General features: G+C 36.6%; 11 protein-coding genes, 2 pseudogenes and 1 riboswitch. Of the genes and pseudogenes, 9 read left to right on the plus strand and 4 right to left on the minus strand.

Annotation, left to right across the window (positions count from 1 at the left end):
- The first annotated feature begins 245 nt into the window (after positions 1–245).
- From ACHABW_RS03240 to pflA, 4 genes and pseudogenes are all read left to right on the plus strand, one after another.
- A complete protein-coding gene (locus tag ACHABW_RS03240) occupies positions 246–1,157 on the plus strand; it encodes an EamA family transporter (RefSeq protein WP_435754027.1) in 912 nt (303 codons plus the stop codon).
- Positions 1,158–1,358: 201 nt separating this feature from the next.
- Positions 1,359–1,541: riboswitch (Lysine riboswitch) on the plus strand.
- 157 nt (positions 1,542–1,698) lie between these two features.
- Positions 1,699–2,589, plus strand: a complete 891-nt coding sequence (gene dapA / locus ACHABW_RS03245) for a 4-hydroxy-tetrahydrodipicolinate synthase (RefSeq protein ID WP_435754028.1) — start codon at positions 1,699–1,701, stop codon at positions 2,587–2,589.
- Positions 2,590–2,829: 240 nt separating this feature from the next.
- Positions 2,830–5,079: pseudogene (gene pflB / locus ACHABW_RS03250) on the plus strand (formate C-acetyltransferase).
- Between the two features lie 104 nt (positions 5,080–5,183).
- Positions 5,184–5,908: pseudogene (gene pflA, locus ACHABW_RS03255) on the plus strand (pyruvate formate-lyase-activating protein).
- 40 nt (positions 5,909–5,948) lie between these two features.
- On the opposite strand, the gene ACHABW_RS03260 reads toward pflA, so the two are convergent.
- The 3 genes from ACHABW_RS03260 to ACHABW_RS03270 all read right to left on the minus strand — a co-directional run bounded on the left by ACHABW_RS03260 (position 5,949) and on the right by ACHABW_RS03270 (position 8,682).
- A complete protein-coding gene (locus ACHABW_RS03260; protein WP_435754029.1) occupies positions 5,949–6,788 on the minus strand; it encodes a YihY/virulence factor BrkB family protein in 840 nt (279 codons plus the stop codon).
- Between the two features lie 30 nt (positions 6,789–6,818).
- Positions 6,819–7,901, minus strand: a complete 1,083-nt coding sequence (locus ACHABW_RS03265) for an AI-2E family transporter (protein WP_435754030.1) — start codon at positions 7,899–7,901, stop codon at positions 6,819–6,821.
- A 274-nt stretch (positions 7,902–8,175) separates the two neighbouring features.
- On the minus strand, positions 8,176–8,682 hold the full coding sequence (locus tag ACHABW_RS03270) for a DNA topology modulation protein (protein WP_435754144.1): 507 nt from the start codon (positions 8,680–8,682) through the stop codon (positions 8,176–8,178).
- Positions 8,683–8,902: 220 nt separating this feature from the next.
- On the opposite strand from ACHABW_RS03270, the gene ACHABW_RS03275 reads away from it, so the two are divergent.
- The 4 genes from ACHABW_RS03275 (at position 8,903) to ACHABW_RS03290 (ending at position 14,268) form a co-directional block, all read left to right on the plus strand.
- Positions 8,903–11,929: an efflux RND transporter permease subunit gene (locus ACHABW_RS03275; protein ID WP_435754031.1), complete on the plus strand. Its 3,027-nt coding sequence runs from the start codon at positions 8,903–8,905 to the stop codon at positions 11,927–11,929.
- A 252-nt stretch (positions 11,930–12,181) separates the two neighbouring features.
- Positions 12,182–12,883: a CDP-diacylglycerol--serine O-phosphatidyltransferase gene (gene pssA / locus ACHABW_RS03280; protein ID WP_435754032.1), complete on the plus strand. Its 702-nt coding sequence runs from the start codon at positions 12,182–12,184 to the stop codon at positions 12,881–12,883.
- A 287-nt stretch (positions 12,884–13,170) separates the two neighbouring features.
- A complete protein-coding gene (locus ACHABW_RS03285) occupies positions 13,171–13,971 on the plus strand; it encodes an SDR family NAD(P)-dependent oxidoreductase (RefSeq protein WP_435754033.1) in 801 nt (266 codons plus the stop codon).
- A gap of 120 nt (positions 13,972–14,091) precedes the next feature.
- Entirely contained in the window at positions 14,092–14,268 is a 177-nt protein-coding gene (locus ACHABW_RS03290; RefSeq protein ID WP_183041025.1) for a hypothetical protein, read from the plus strand.
- Positions 14,269–14,416: 148 nt separating this feature from the next.
- On the opposite strand, the gene ACHABW_RS03295 is transcribed toward ACHABW_RS03290, so the two are convergent.
- Positions 14,417–14,551, minus strand: a complete 135-nt coding sequence (locus ACHABW_RS03295) for a YpzI family protein (protein WP_435754034.1) — start codon at positions 14,549–14,551, stop codon at positions 14,417–14,419.
- A 334-nt stretch (positions 14,552–14,885) separates the two neighbouring features.
- Between ACHABW_RS03295 and ACHABW_RS03300 the strand changes: the two genes are divergently transcribed.
- Complete coding sequence (locus ACHABW_RS03300) at positions 14,886–16,295, plus strand: Na+/H+ antiporter NhaC family protein (RefSeq protein ID WP_435754035.1); 1,410 nt, start codon at positions 14,886–14,888, stop codon at positions 16,293–16,295.
- The last annotated feature ends 281 nt before the right edge of the window (positions 16,296–16,576 follow it).

Genomic DNA, 16,576 nt, shown 5'->3' on the forward strand with positions numbered 1-16,576 from the left:
AGGCACTACCGCCGCTGTTCCGTGGGCTTCTAACATTCCATCTTCCTCTTCATATCCATTTTGCTGAAAATCCCTTGACAAAACCTTAATAAATGACTAAGATGAATAAGGAATAATTGAATATCAAAACTTCGCAATTTGTGAAGAACATGGACTTTTCTAAAGGGTAATCCTTTATTTTCGCCATACATCTGACCCGATGTATGGCTTTTTTGTATTCAAAATAAATTTAGAGGTGAAAGATTATGAAAATGTGGATGTATGCTTTATTTGTTTTTATTGGTGGTTGTTCTTTAGGAGCACTATCTACGAGTGTGAAACTTGCATATGGTGCTGGTTTTAATTTAGCTCAAATTACTATTAGTCAATTTATGATAGGTGCTGCACTTCTTTGGATACTTGTGCTTTTCACTAGAAAATCCAAGATGTCAATAAAGTATCTTGGCTTGCTTTTACTTTGCGGAATTCCTATGAGTTTAACCGGTGTTTTTTATTACTTTTCGCTGCAAACTATAGATGCTTCATTAGCGATCATCTTTTTATTTCAATTTGTATGGATTGGATCTCTGTTTGATTACATTCTGTATCGCAAAACTCCGAGTAAAGCTCAATGGCTCTCGATTGTCATATTACTCATAGGCTCACTTTTAGCTACTGCAATTATTACGAATGGATTTGGAAGCTTTACGATAAATGGTGTCATTTTTGGTATTCTATCTGCTTTCACGTTTACTTCATTCTTATTTATTAGCGGCAACGTTGGAAAAGAACTTCCTCCTTTACAGAAAAGCGCGCTAATCGCGACAGGAGGACTTATCTTTGTTAGTATTCTTTTCCCTCCGACTACCGCATTTGAGAGTGTTTCGCAAATGATTAGCTTTTCACCATATGGCGTTTTCCTAGGCGTATTTGGGGTTTGTTTGCCACCGTTACTATTTGCGATTGGAATGCCGAAAGTTGGCACTGGTCTTGGAACAATTCTTTCTGCTTCTGAACTTCCAGTCGCTGTCATACTTTCTGCAGTAGTTTTAGTAGAATACGTTGCACCCATCCAATGGTTAGGTGTTATTGTTGTTCTCCTTGGTGTTGCTCTAGGTAATATAAAGCTTTCTTCTTTTTCAAAAAATAAAAATTGGCAAGCGGAAAAAGTATCTTAGTTTAATATTTTATTATTCTTTCAAGACTTGCTGCGAGCGTTATTTAGACTATTCCTATTTCATAGACAAGTTTCAACTATTGTATTACGGGAATAGTAGAACCAAGTCCAACAGATAAAATTCAAAAACTATTGCAAAAGTTACTTTTCTTTGATAAAGTAAACTCAAAGTTCATATTTATTTACTTCAATTATCTTTTGAAGTGAGTATAGAGGTGCAAAGGTCATTAGTACGTATTTTGAGGAGATTGAGCTCCTATGATAAATATCGAAAGGGATACTTGCCGAAGCAATAGTCTGCTCATAGGATTGTTGTTGGGTCTGTCATTGAATAAATGCAGAACTGTCATGTAGTCAGATGACTATATGGAGGGCTATCTCACGCTGGAATAACTGTGTTATACATTCTAGCAGCAACGATACCCTCGTTGTTGCTTTTTAGTGTTTAAATAACAGTTACTCATGCGATTTAGCTCTATTCAGGACCTTGGACTCGTCATGTAGATTGGACGAACAAAATTTGTTGAATAGAGGTGTTTCAAATGAATTTCGGACACGTTTTAACCGCGATGGTCACGCCATTTGACCAAGAGGAAAACATTGATTTTCATGCTACAAGAGAATTAGTAAATTATTTAATTGCAAATGGATCAGATGGTCTTGTTGTTGCAGGCACAACTGGAGAATCCCCAACATTAACGAATGAGGAGAAACTTTCATTATTCCGTTATATCGTGGAAGTTGTCGATGGAAGAATCCCGGTTATTGCTGGAACAGGCTCCAACAGTACGAAAGCATCTGTAGAATTAACAAAATTAGCAACGCAAACTGGTGTAGATGGAGTGATGCTCGTTAATCCATACTACAACAAGCCAAATCAGGAAGGCCTTTACCTTCATTTTAAAAAGGTAGCCGAGTCTACAAACTTACCAGTTATGCTTTACAATATTCCTGGTAGATCTGCCGTGAACATGTTACCGGAAACTATCATTCGACTATCCCAGGTTGAAAATATTGTTTCCGTTAAAGAAGCAAGTGGTGATCTTGATGCAATGACTACGATCATTCAAAATACTCCAGAGAACTTTTCTCTCTACAGTGGTGATGATAGTCTAACCTTAGCGGTATTAGCCATCGGTGGACACGGAGTCGTATCTGTTGCCTCACATATTATTGGTAGTGAGATGCAAACTATGATTACCGCTCACCAAAACGGTAACAGCCAATATGCTTCCGCACTTCATCGAGATTTAGTGCCAATGATGAAAGCGATGTTTATTGCGCCAAGTCCTTCCCCAGTGAAAGCAGCATTGGAAATGAAGGGTATACACGTAGGACCTGTTAGATTACCAATGATTCCGGTAACAGAGTTAGAAGCACAAACAATCTATCAAGCAATCCAACATAAAATATACTCTTCATCAGCAGTTTAAAAAAGGTGTCCTAAGGGACACCTTTTTTAGTTGAGTTGCCTGTACTATAAAACTTGTACTACTGAATCACCACTTTTACCTTCTGTTATATAAGAAAAAACATTCTGTTATATTCGTCATGAAAGTGTCACATTTCAAGTTACTCCTCTTCCTTATTCTGTTTTATAATTAAATTACAACATCATGTGAATGTTTTCACATAAAAACTTTTATCTCAATTTAGAAATGGAGGAATCTTTGATGGTGACTACTTTTGAAAAAAATGAAAAGCGTGGATGGGAAGGATTCAAACAGGGTTGGAAAATGAAGTAAATGTAAGAGATTTTATCCAAACCAATTACAAAGTATATGAAGGTGACGAGTCTTTTTTAACTAACGCAACCAAAGCTACAAAAGATTTATGGGAACTAGTGATGAAACTAACAAAAGAAGAACGTGAACGCGGTGGTGTGTATGATCTTGATACAGAAATAGTATCAACGATAACCTCCCATAAGGCAGGTTATTTAAATCCTGCAACGGAAAAAATTGTTGGTGTTCAAACTGATATCCCCTTTAAGCGCTCCATGCAACCATATGGCGGTATTAGAATGGCTAAAGCTGCGCTTGAATCTTATGGCTATAAATTGAACGAAAAAGTAGAAAAAATCTTTTCTGATTATCGGAAAACTCACAACGAAGGAGTATTTGACGCTTACACTCCTGAAATGATGCTCGCTAGAAAGGTCGGTATTATTACTGGTCTGCCAGACGCATACGGCCGCGGCAGAATTATTGGAGACTATAGACGAGTTGCCTTGTATGGTGTCAACTATCTAGTAGCTGTAAAAAAAGAAGAGCTTGCTAGTCTCGCAGGTAAAATGACGGAGGATGTCATTCGATTACGTGAAGAAATTGCGGAGCAAATCAGAGCCTTGCAAGAGTTGAAAGAGCTTGGGAATATTTACAGCTTTGACATTTCAGAACCTGCGCAAAACGCTAGCGAAGCTTTTCAATGGCTCTACCTTGGCTATCTAGCAGCAGTAAAAGAACAAAATGGGGCAGCAATGAGTTTAGGACGGGTTTCTACCTTTTTAGATATTTATATTGAACGTGATCTCGAAATTGGAAAAATGACAGAAAAAGATGCACAAGAATTAGTTGACCACTTTGTTATGAAGCTAAGATTAGTAAAATTTGCACGAACACCTGAATATAATGAATTATTCAGTGGTGACCCTACTTGGGTAACCGAATCTATTGGTGGAATTGGTAAAGACGGTCGTCCATTGGTTACAAAAAACTCATTCCGATTTTTACACACGTTAAAAAATCTTGGACCAGCACCCGAGCCAAACTTAACCATCCTTTGGTCACCTGCATTGCCAACATCATTCAAGCATTTCTGTTCAAAAATGTCTATCGAGACGAGTTCCTTACAATATGAAAATGATGAAATTATGCGACCTGAATTTGGTGATGATTATGGTATTGCCTGCTGCGTTTCCGCAATGGAAATAGGAAAACAAATGCAATTATTTGGGGCACGAGCAAATTTAGCTAAAGCTTTACTGTATGCGATCAATGGTGGAGTTGACGAAAAAGCGAACGTCACAGTTGCACCTGGCATAAAGCCTATCACTTCCGATTATTTAGATTACAACGAAGTTATGAACAACTATGACAGGGTATTAGAGTGGTTATCGGATCTTTATATAAATACTTTAAACATTATCCACTTTGATGCATGATAAGTACAGCTATGAAAGAATTGAAATGGCATTACACGATAAAGAAATCATGCGTACCATGGCCACTGGAATTGCCGGATTGTCCGTTGTAGCAGATTCATTAAGTGCGATTAAACACGCTAAAGTAAAAGTAATCCGTGATGAAAACGGATTAGCTGTCGACTATGAGATCGAAGGTGACTATCCACAATATGGAAATGATGACGACCTTGTCGACGACATTGCAAAAGACATCGTTATTAAATTTTCAAAAATGTTAAAGCAGCACCAAACTTACAGAAACTCTAAGACAACCATGTCTATCCTTACGATTACTTCCAATGTTGTTTACGGAAAGAAAACCGGGAACACACCTGATGGCCGAAAAAGTGGTGAACCATTCTCGCCTGGTGCTAATCCGCTTCACGGTCGCGATAAAAAAGGTGCATTGGCTTCTCTGAACTCTGTTGCAAAAATGCCTTATGAGCATTCTTTAGATGGTATTTCAAACACCTTCTCTATCGTACCTAAAGCACTGGGTAAAGAAAAAGATGTACAAAAAGCAAATCTATCAGCGATCCTTGACGGATATTCTGATAAACAAGGCCACCATTTAAACATTAATGTGTTTGACCGCTCCACTTTACTTGACGCGATGGAAAAACCGGAAGAATATCCCCAACTTACAATCAGAGTGTCGGGATACGCGGTTAACTTTATAAAACTTACTCGTGAACAACAAATAGACGTGATAAATCGGACATTCCACGAATCTATGTGATAGAAAAATTGGGAAATGCATTAAACACACATTTAAGGTAAAAATCATTTGTTGGGGAGCACTTACGCTCCCCTATACATACTAATCTCAAGGAGGAATTCATTATGGAAGGAAGAATCCATTCCATTGAAACGTCAGGCATGGTGGACGGACCGGGTATTCGTTATGTTATTTTTACTCAAGGTTGTTTACTCCGTTGCAATTTTGTCATAACCCCGATACTTGGAATCGTACTACAGGAGAAATCATGAGCGTGAAATCATTAATGGAAGATATCAAAAAATACCTTCCTTACATGAAGCATTCTGGCGGCGGTGTGACCGTAAGTGGCGGAGAGCCCCTTCTGCAGCTCGACTTTTTGCTTGCTCTTTTTAAAGAGTGTAAAAAACTAGGTATTCACACAACCATTGATAGTTCTGGTGGATGTTATTCCAAGTCAGCAGTTTTTCAAAATACTTTTCTAGAACTACTGACCTATACCGATTTAGTACTAGTAGATATAAAACAAATGGACGATGAAAAACACCGGAAATTAACGGGTGTCTCAAACAAACATATTTTAGAATTTGCGAAACAACTTTCTTCTCTTGAAATCCCAGTGTGGATTCGCCATGTTCTCGTTCCTGGAAAATATACAGAAAAAGATTTAACAGATCTTTCGTCTTTTATTTCTACGCTTACGAACGTAGAAAAAGTAGAAATTCTACCCTACCATAAAATGGGAGTATATAAATGGAAAGAGTTAGGTTTAACCTATCCTCTCGACGGTGTCAAAACCCCATCTGAACAGGAAGTAACACGAGCAAAAGAACTATTAAATATCAATTAAAAAGAGCAGAGCCCATTAAATAATGGTGCCTGCTCCTTTTTTATTTTACTCTGGATACTGTGATAATGCTTTTACGATTGTAATAGATAGCATTAATCTCTGCCCCTACTACAAGAATAAGACCTGTTAAGAAAAACCAGAGCATGAGTATGATGATACCACCCAGACTTCCATAGGTAGCTGAAAAATTACCAAAATTACTAACATAGTACGAGAATCCCCAAGAGATAACCTGCCAGGAAATGATCGCAAAAATCGCTCCCGGCAGTACCATTTTGAAAGGAAGCTTAATGGTAGGTGCAAAATAATAGAGAGCAGCAAGAACCAACGCCATAATTACAAATCCAAGAAGGGTCCTTACCATGAAAAAGATTATTTCAAAATCGCCTGGAATCACCATAAATGATCTAACAAAACTCATGATAACTTCTCCAAAAACCGGTAAAATTAACGTGGCTACCAGAGCGATAATCATACCGAATGTAAGTAGTACAGAATGAAGTCTTCTATTTAAGAATGATCTTTTCTCAGTAACATTATAAGCGGTATTCGTTGCCAGAATAAATGCATTCATTCCGTTTGAGGCTGACCAGATTGTTCCTATTATACCAATGGTTAACAACCCACCACTGGGAGTGGATATGATCGTGAAAATTGTATCCTGTAATATCTCTGCCATTTCGCTCGGTAGTGCACTTTGAATAAGTTGTATAGCGTTATCAGGATTTATATCTAAGTATGGCAAAATTGCTAAAACCAAAATTAACAGAGGAACTATGGACAGCAAATAATAATACGCTTGTGCCGCTGCAAGTATAGGCGCATTATCGTTTACAAATTCGTTTGACAATTCTTTTAAAAATGAAATGATTTCTTTCACTGTTAATTGCCCCCAATTTCTAGCATTATACTATCGTATTTGCGGATATCGAAGTCTTAGCAGACGATAGATATTTTGAACAACTACCTTTCCAATTGCATAGGAAGGAATGGCTAGAATTAATCCAACTAAACCTGCAAGGTTCGCGGCAATCAGTAGCACTAAAATTATCGTTAGTGGATGGATGTGAAGTTTTCTGCCCATTACGTTTGGTGAAATCACATTTCCTTCTATTTGCTGAATAACTACGATAGCAAGAATAACCCAAAGTGCCATTACCGGATTTTGGAATAACGCAACAAACACAGCCGGCATTGTCCCAATGAAAGGTCCAATAAATGGGATTAAATTTGTAAACATTGCAACAATCGCAAGAATTAATGCATAATCAACTCCAATAATTAAATATGCAATGAGAGATAATGCTCCTACAAAAACACTTACAATTGCCTGACCTTGTATGTAAGCACTTAGTGTCTCATCCATGTCAGTTAAAATACGTTGACCTTCCCCCACTTGTTCTTTTGGTAAAAATCGTAAAACATTATCTGGAAGTCTGTGCGCATCCTTTAATAAGAAAAACAGCACAAAAGGCATAATAACAATCACTGTTACTGTCGTAAATAACGCCGCAAAAAAGCTCATGATATTCTCACTCATATTCGAAAAAATTCCGGAGAGATTATCTGTGATTGTGGAAGTATCAAACTCTTGGAAAGCTTGTTCGTTTTGAATATATGCTACCCAATTGCTTTGCATGATACCATTGAGCCAAGTTTGCGCTGTTTCAACAAAGTTAGGAAAGTTTTCGACTAATTGCGTAATTTGACCTACTAATATAGGTCCTACAAACATAATTAAACCTGTAACTATCCCAGCGAATGCTAGAAAGATAAGTACTATTGAAAGTGCATTTGGAAGTTTTTTATTCAAGAGCCCCACAAGTGGACGCAATATGTAATAAAGAACGCCTCCAATAATTAAAACTGGCGCTATCGTACTGAAAGCTACTCCAATAGGTTGGAAAATAAAAGGTACTTGTACAGCTAAATTAACAGCAATTAATAGTAGAACTAATCCGTATAAAAATTTAAACCATTTCGTTGTTGGCATAATTATCACTCTTCCTTCTTCGATAGCAGTTTATAAAGTTTAAACTTCCCTCTTTAAAGGGGTTTTCAAACCCGCTTTTCCCTTTCCCTATCTTCTGTTGAACGCAGCCACCTAGAGCGGATTCGAGACTCCTTTGTTCGAGAGGCAACAACAATATCTAAAAAACATAACTTTATATATTCCTATCATGTAAAAAACAGCATTTTTTTCTAATGACAAACCACTGAAATTTGCTCAAATACGCTAGACGATTGCTATTTATATTCAAAATTTATCATGCGATGGTTCTATCGACGAAGGTCTGGACCTCTTTTGGAGTTTTCAAGATAATAATTTGTTTTTCATCTTTTAACCTCTCTATTTTCTCCATGACTTTTGGTCGTACTATATTAGGATATGACCATACCCACTTTAAAAAGGAGGATGTAATCCTATCAGGACCCGCACCAGAATCCGGTCTCGTTTTATTTCGGTGCTTTCTCCATCTGTTTACAACCCTATAAAGACATAGATATCGATTCGTATCTAGAAAAATCACAGTATCAGCAGCATTCATTCTTAAATCAACCGTAGATTCATAGTCCCCATCGATAATCCATCGATCTTTTCTCACAAGCTGCTTTTGGGTTTCACGTTGTTCATTCTTAGGAACTTCAACCCATCCGGGCTTCCAAAACAATGAATCTAAATGATAAACATCTACATTTAACTTGTCCCCCAATTGACGGGCCATTGTAGACTTACCTGAACCACTAGAGCCAATTAAAATTATTTTATTCATCATTATATATCCCTCACTTATTCTAGCTAGATTCCTAACCCTAATTGTTAATTCGTGATTACGATTGATTTATCCTTTTTGTTCACATAAAAATTTTCACATCCGAACTTCTGAAAATTATACGCCTCAAGTCTTATTAAATACAAGTCTCTAGTACGTCGTTCTATTGCCCGCCAACACATAAGCTTAAGTTATCAACTAAATAAGGTGGGCGATGTTAATGAATTTATTACGTGTATTGTTAGAACGAAAACTGATTGTTGGTCTCTTTGTAGTATTCATATTAGGAATTGGATTCTATTCTATCGGTAAGTTAGATCAAGAATTGCTTCCACCAGTGACGATGGATGGAGGAATTATCTATATGGAATCAGGTTCTCTAACTTCAAGCGAAGTAGAGGAAAGGGTGACATTGATTGCCGAGCAAAGTATCGAAGGTGTAGAAGGCATTGATTCCTATACATCGACCTCCTCAGAAGGTTTAGCGGTGATTCAGTACTTCACTGATGAAGGAATGGGTAAGGAAGCCTCCTTGGATGTGGAAAGTACTTTACAATCTATTACGAGTGACTTGCCTGTCACAGATTTGACTGTTCAACAGTTTTCGACCGATCAGCCTTATGAATTTTTTATGGATATTTCTGAAGGGTCTATAAACGAAATGACAACCTTTGCTAACAATGTTCTCAAACCAAGACTCGAAGCTTTACCGGAAGTTAGAGAGGTGGCATTTACCGGTTTACAAGAAAAAGAATGGGAACTTGTCTTTGATGAAGATAAATTAGCGGAACATGAACTAACAGTCGATCAAGCGATTAAATCGATTCAAGAAGTTAACTTAGATTTATCATTGGGAGAATTGTCAGATGAAGAAGGTCAACCAAGTCTTCGGTGGGAACAGTCCTTTCAATCCATTGAAGATCTCATGGAAACAAGAATGGGATCCTTTCAAATCGAAGACATTGCTGAAGTGACTGAAATAACATCGGAAATTCAAGCGGAAACTTGGAAAAATGGTGATGCTGGTTTTATATTTACGGAGATTGGTCGTACGGACGGGTTTACACAAATAGATATGGCAAATGCGGTCCGGAGCGAAGTAGCTTTAATAAATGAAGAGAATTTAGTCTCTGGTTTTTCTTTGAATGAAATTGTCAATCAAGCGGATTATGTTCAGGATGCGATAGATGGTGTTACCCAAAGTGTTCTTTTTGGAGGGATCATTGCTATAATCGTCTTGTTCCTGTTTTTGAGAAATCCACGAGCGACGATCATTGTAGGCTTGTCTATTCCTTTATCATTACTTTTAACATTCTCAACGATGTGGATCATAGGATACAGTTTAAACATGCTTTCAATGATTGCTTTAGGGCTCGGAATTGGAATGATGGTCGATGCATCGATTGTTATTATGGAATCCATCTACCGTAAGAAAGAAAATGGTTTTGTTGGTAAAGAGGCAGTCATGACAGGTGTAAAGGAAGTTGCTTCTCCAGTAATAGCTTCGATGTTGACAACCATTGTTGTATTTTTACCGATTGGTCTATTTGGAGGTGAAATGGGTGCGTTTATCATTGTCCTTTCCCTAGTAGTTGTGATCACACTCGTTAGTTCTTTACTTATATCTTTTACTGTTATTCCAACACTTTCCGAAAATTTCTTGAAACTTCGAAAAAATTCAACCAGAGTGTCAGACGGACCTATCACGCAAACTTACGGAAAAATACTTCAGTGGATCTCAGAAAAAAAGAGACGCAGTATTTATGTAATTAGTTTATTCCTAGTCATTTTAGCCAGCTCATTATTTTTAACAGCTAAAGTTCCAGTTACACTCATGCCCGATATTTTTAATCGATACACGGAGCTTACTGTAGATCTCGAAACCGGTCTTAGTGCGGAAGAAAGAGAAGATATTGCAGATGCCATTCACTTTCAACTAGAAGATTTACAGGATGTTGATAGTTATATTGTCATGGATAATATAGACAATTTCTATGTCTTAGTTAATTTAACAAAAGAAAATGAAATCACTGTTTCTCAAGATAAAGTTGTTTCCAAAGTTATATCCAGCATTCGAGAATTAGAAGATGAGACTCCTATATCCAACGTTTTAAGTATGATGGATACCGGTGGTCAACAATCCATTCAGATGGAGGTAGTCGGGGAAGATTTTGAGGAGTTGCAACTTTTGGCTGAAGATGTCCAAAATGATTTAAAAACCGTTGAAGGAGTTACAAATGTCGTTACCTCTTTTAATAATAGCCAGGAAACAAAAAGAATTGTCTTAGATGAAGATCAATTGAAAAAAGATGGCATATCTAAAATGACAGTTTTAGAAAAACTGACTTTATCTGAAACAGTAGATCCAATTGCTGAAATTCCTAGTAATAATGAAACTAGTGACTATATTCCTGTATTTATCAAAGCAGACGAGAGTCCAAAGACGATTGATAATCTTTTAGACGTAACAGTTACATCTAGGGAAGGTGAAAAAACCCTATCCGAATATGTTTCCTTTACCTCATTAGATGCACCTAATAAAATTGAAAGAATCGATGGCAAACGAGTTATTCAAGTTACTGCTTCGATCGAGAATCGTGATTTAGGCTCGGTAAACAGCGAGCTTCAAGAATTAATATCGAATCGGAAAGACTTACCTGGTTATGAGGTACAACTGAGTGGGGATTTAGAAACTCAGCAAGAAGCGATGAATGATTTAATTTTTATTTTTATCATCTCATTGTTTCTAGTTTATGTTGTCATGGCCATACAGTTTAACAGCTTAAAACATCCACTTATTATTATGTCAATCATTCCTTTCACAGCAACGGGTGTTATTCTAGGCTTATTAGTAACTCAACGTGAATTAAGTGTTATCTCTGCAATGGGATTGTTAATGCTCATAGGAATAATTTTAAACAACGCCATCTTACTCGTTGATAGAACAAACCAGTTAAGACGTGAAGGTTTACCGATCAGAGAAGCGATGGTTCAAGCCGGGAAAAATAGATTACGTCCGATATTCATGACAACGATGACAACTGTAGGCGGTATGCTTCCTTTAGCTATATTAGGCGGTGCATCTGCAGGTTATCAAGCACCTTTAGCTACAGTTGTTATATCTGGTCTCTTATTCGCAACAACGATAACTCTCCTCCTGATTCCTAGTATCTACTTTTTGGTTGAAAGGGAAAAACAAACAATAATACAAGAAACGCGTGTTGAAAAAATAGAGAAATCAATTTAAAGATAATGCTGTCAATTGCATTTCAACTTTCTAATACGGTATACTATGAGTAAGTAAATAAGGAATAAAATAACTTGTTCTAGTAGGTATTTTATTTTGCGGTAATGGCAGTTGGCAACATAGTTTTAACAGCTTTTTATTGAAATAGTCACCTGACTCACAGACAGGGTGGCTATTTCTTTCTGCTAATATAATACATCCAATAGAATATAATCATAAATACAACCCAATACGCAGAAAGGATATGATTAAGTGATCAAACGAAATATTCCAAACTTCATAACATTGAGTAATCTTTTATTCGGATTTTTATCCGTTGGCTCAGCTATGTTAGGAGATTATCAAAATGCTTCACTTTTTATACTTATCGGGATGATGCTAGATAGTATGGATGGATGGATAGCTAGAAAACTTAACGTGGAAAGTGCATTTGGTAAAGAATTGGATTCTTTAGCTGATATTGTAACCTTTGGTATTGCACCTGCTATTTTAATATTTAGTACGACATTTGTTGATATTGGAATGATCGGCTTATTAATAGCAGGTATGTTTCCGGTTTTCGGAGCGATTAGACTAGCTCGATTTAATATTGACGAAGAAACTTCAACCGCACATTATTTTACCGGTGTACCGATTACTGCTGCCGGTGGTGTGATTGCATTATTAACGATCTTTAACTTCGCGATACCTGATGCAGCTTTAGCTACTATATACACACTTTTATGTGTGTTAATGGTAAGTAAAATAAAAATTCCAAGTTTAAAAGAAATTCCTATTCCAAAATACGGAACGATTATCACATTATTATTACTTTCACTGATTGTTGTAGTAAGGTTTAATGCTAAGCTGGAATTTTCAAGTTTAATGATTGTAGCAATTTTAATTTATTTTACATTTATGATTGTACACTTTCTCCTTAAGAAAAAGCGGCTAAATACGAAAGAGAATGACTAATTAAATCAAACAAGAGCACTCCTTCTAAGGTGCTCTTTTTTTACGATGTTTTTTCGTCTAATATTGTTTTAATCAGAAATTTACGAGTACTCGAATCCTCTACAGGTCGATGCTTTACAGAGGCAATCTTTTTGCCTCTTCTAACAAAGACCGTTTTTAGGAGGCTTTAAAAAAGATTTTCACCGCTGAAGTCATCGCTTTTCGTGTCTACTGTTTTTATTAATGAAGTCGAGGTTTCTGTTCTTTCATTAAGGGAATAATTAGACACAGAAAGGCTGGTGAATGTAATGAGTATTTTTGATAAAGATGCACTGAAAGATGAACATATTTTGATAACTGGAGCTACTGGTGGTATTGGTTATGTCACTGCAATTGAAGTTGTAAAATGTGGTGGACATGTAACGATTACTGGAAGAAATGAAGCTAAATTACAGAATTTAAAGCAAGAATGTCAGTCTATTAATGATCAAGCAAGAGTAAATATTATTTCGGCAAATATAGCAAAAGAACAGGATCGAATCAACCTTGTGGAGAAAACTGTGAAGCATAATGGTCCCATTACAGGTCTCGTTAATTCAGCTGGCATTGTTGGAGGAGACACGATGGAGCAAATCAGAGAAGATGATCTTCGTGAAGTGATGGATGTCAACTACACGTCTACCGTTCTGCTTACTCAACTCGTTTACCGCGAGATGATAAAAAAGCAAAAAGGTTCCATCGTGAACATCTCTTCCCTTTCCGGACTAAGAGGTACTTATGGGAACACGGCATATAGTGCTTCTAAATTTGCCTTAATTGGGTTCACTCAATCCTTTGCGTTAGAAGCAATTGAACATTCTATTCGAGTCAACGCGATATGTCCCGGCTTTGTAGATACGGAAATGGGTCGTGGAGCAATTGAGAAGAAAGCTAAACAAGAAAATCGAAGCTATGAAAAACAATTGGAGATAGTAAATAACAGATTACCTTCAAAAAGAATTACAGGTCCAGAGGAAGTAGCAAATAGTATTATCTTTCTATTAACTGACGCGGCTGAAAATATTGTAGGCGAATCCATGAAGATATCGGGTGGCAGTGTGATGCGCTAATAAAACTCCCCATATATGGAGATACTAATAAGGACATAATTGAATCAAAATTTATCACCTATTTCGAATAAATTGTATTATAATGAAAAGAGTTCTTATATTATAAGGAGAGACAAAAACATGGAAACCCCAAAAAAGAAAATTAATTTGCAAGAAGCAATGAGACAGCAGTTAGAAAAGAAAAAGCAAAAAAACAGTTCAAATCAACAAACAAATAACTCCCTTGGTAATACGAAAAAAATGACGAGCCAACAGCCTAAACAAACTGCCAGTATGCGCCGTAAAATGGGAAGTTAATTATAAAGTTTTGTAAATAGTACTGTTACAACGTAAATTTTTGTACCCTGACTTGATTCAGACAATCAGCCAGGAAATAGTTGTTCATTTGTCTATAAACTTTCTGTAAGATTTACTTACAGAAAGTTTTTTTAATTGACGCTGTAAATTATTCTTTGTTTCTTCTTCTAGCTGCTCCTGGCCCCTCTAGCTTTGTAGCACCTTTGTGCTCTAACTTTTGATCCCGATCAGACTCAACCCTGTGTGACTCTTTCAGCTTTTTTTCTTGCCTGTCTCTTCCCATTTTCAGCCTCCTTTTATAGGTAGTATGCGTCTGTGTACTTTAGCTCATACTTGGAAAATGGTTGAGTGGCTTCTAATCCTTATATCCCCGTCTGCCGTCATCCACTGTACACCTTTTCCTTAAAGATTCCCGCCATCACATCACCTTTGTAACTTCTCTCTCTTTTATCTTTTCAGTCTTCACATAGAACCCCTTCTAGTTTAAGATTCATCCACTTTATAGCATAACCTTTAGTTAATTGGCGCCTTCATAATTATCGATGATACATAATTTTAATGTTAAGTCACATGCTAAGTAAATGTTTGAAAGAGTACATCGATGGGTGGAATGCAGCATGGAAGCCAGTTGGCTATCTATAATACCTTTTTTATTAGTAATACCTATAGCAATGTTTACAAAACAAGTTCTGCCAGCACTTATTATTGGCCTTCTTGTTGGATCCTATTTAGCTGATCCTAGTTATCTTGGTGGTATTCAAACGATGCTTACATATCTAGTTCAAGCCTTAATTGATGAAAACAATATTAAAATCATTGTCTTTCTTTATGCATTTTCCGGTCTTGTTGGAATCATTAAAATAACAGGAGGGATCAGAGGATTTGTAGAACTTGCCGCCGAAAAGATCAAGACTAAAAAACAGGCCCTCATTCTCACCTATGTTTCTACAATAGGAACATTCAGTGCACCTACATTTCGCTTTGTGACGATTGCTCCTATTATGAAAGCTCTTTTAAAGGAGATAAAAATGTCTACGAAAGAGCTCGGTTTTGTTATTGAAACAACTGCAACACCTGTGATTGTATTGATACCAGTAGCAACAGCCTTTGTTGGTTATATGGTATCTGTGATCCAAGTTTCTGTGGAGAATGTAGGCAGTGATATCGATCCTTACTCGTTATTTATTCGCAGCATTCCTTTTAATTTCTTTGCCTTTGTGATCATTTTACTAGGTATATATTTAAGTTTTTTTCACCACTCAAAGTCAGATGCTCCTACAGATATTGAAGGTTCTGAATCTGAATCGGAAGCAGATTGGCATGACTGTCATCCATCCGTTTCTAAAGAGTTACCAAACAGACCATGGAATTTAATTTTTCCGCTTATTTCAGTTATTGGATTCACACTGTTTCTCACCTGGTGGGATGGCATGGGAGAGGGCGTAAACTTTTTTCAAGCTTTTATAGAAGCTGATGTTCTGCAAGCGATGGTTGTTGCCCTTTTAATTACTGTTTTTTTGAGTATCATTTTATATCTTTTTCAACGTTTTAAATTAACAGTATTAGTGGACAGTTTTTTATTAGGTGGAAATGAATTAATGTCTGTTATTGTACTTTTATCTGTTGTATGGGGATTATCTTCCGCTACTGATGATTTAGGATTCTCCAGTTTTATAACAGCCAACACAGAATGGATTCCTCATATGTTTATCGCTCCATTGCTATTTCTTTTTGGAGCCATGATCTCTTACTTTATCGGTTCAGCATGGGGCGCATGGGGAATATTAATGCCCCTTGGCGTTTCTCTTTCCTTTGCAGCAGATGTAAGTCTGCCACTTGTCATTGGAGCTGTTTTTGCTAGTGGTTCTTTCGGGGCTTTTGCATCACCTTTAAGTGATGATACCGTTACTATTTCTAAAATATTAGGCCTTTCAGTTATCGACTATGCCCATTTTAAATTAAAGCCAGCCCTGATTGCTGCAGGAATCACTGCTATTCTATATACACTTATTCCATTTTTATTGTGAATGTGATTCAACCAAAATGATATTTGCGGTAGTTTATCCCTTTATTCTTTCACAGATGGACTATTGTTTATTTGATATGAATAATTTCATTGAATCAATTCCCAGTTTTAACGGTATATTTTTTAGATTTATTGTTATGTTTTTCTTTATTGTATATGAGTATAATTACAGTCCATTCGATCACAATAGAAAGTGTTAATTCAGGAAAATAATTGGTGCCGAAACAACATAGAACTCAGCATCTTTTAATTTTCTATGAATGCGTTGTCTATATAAGTCAA

The organism is Salipaludibacillus sp. CF4.18 (assembly GCF_051262595.1).
GTDB classification, from domain to species: domain Bacteria; phylum Bacillota; class Bacilli; order Bacillales; family Salisediminibacteriaceae; genus Salipaludibacillus; species Salipaludibacillus neizhouensis.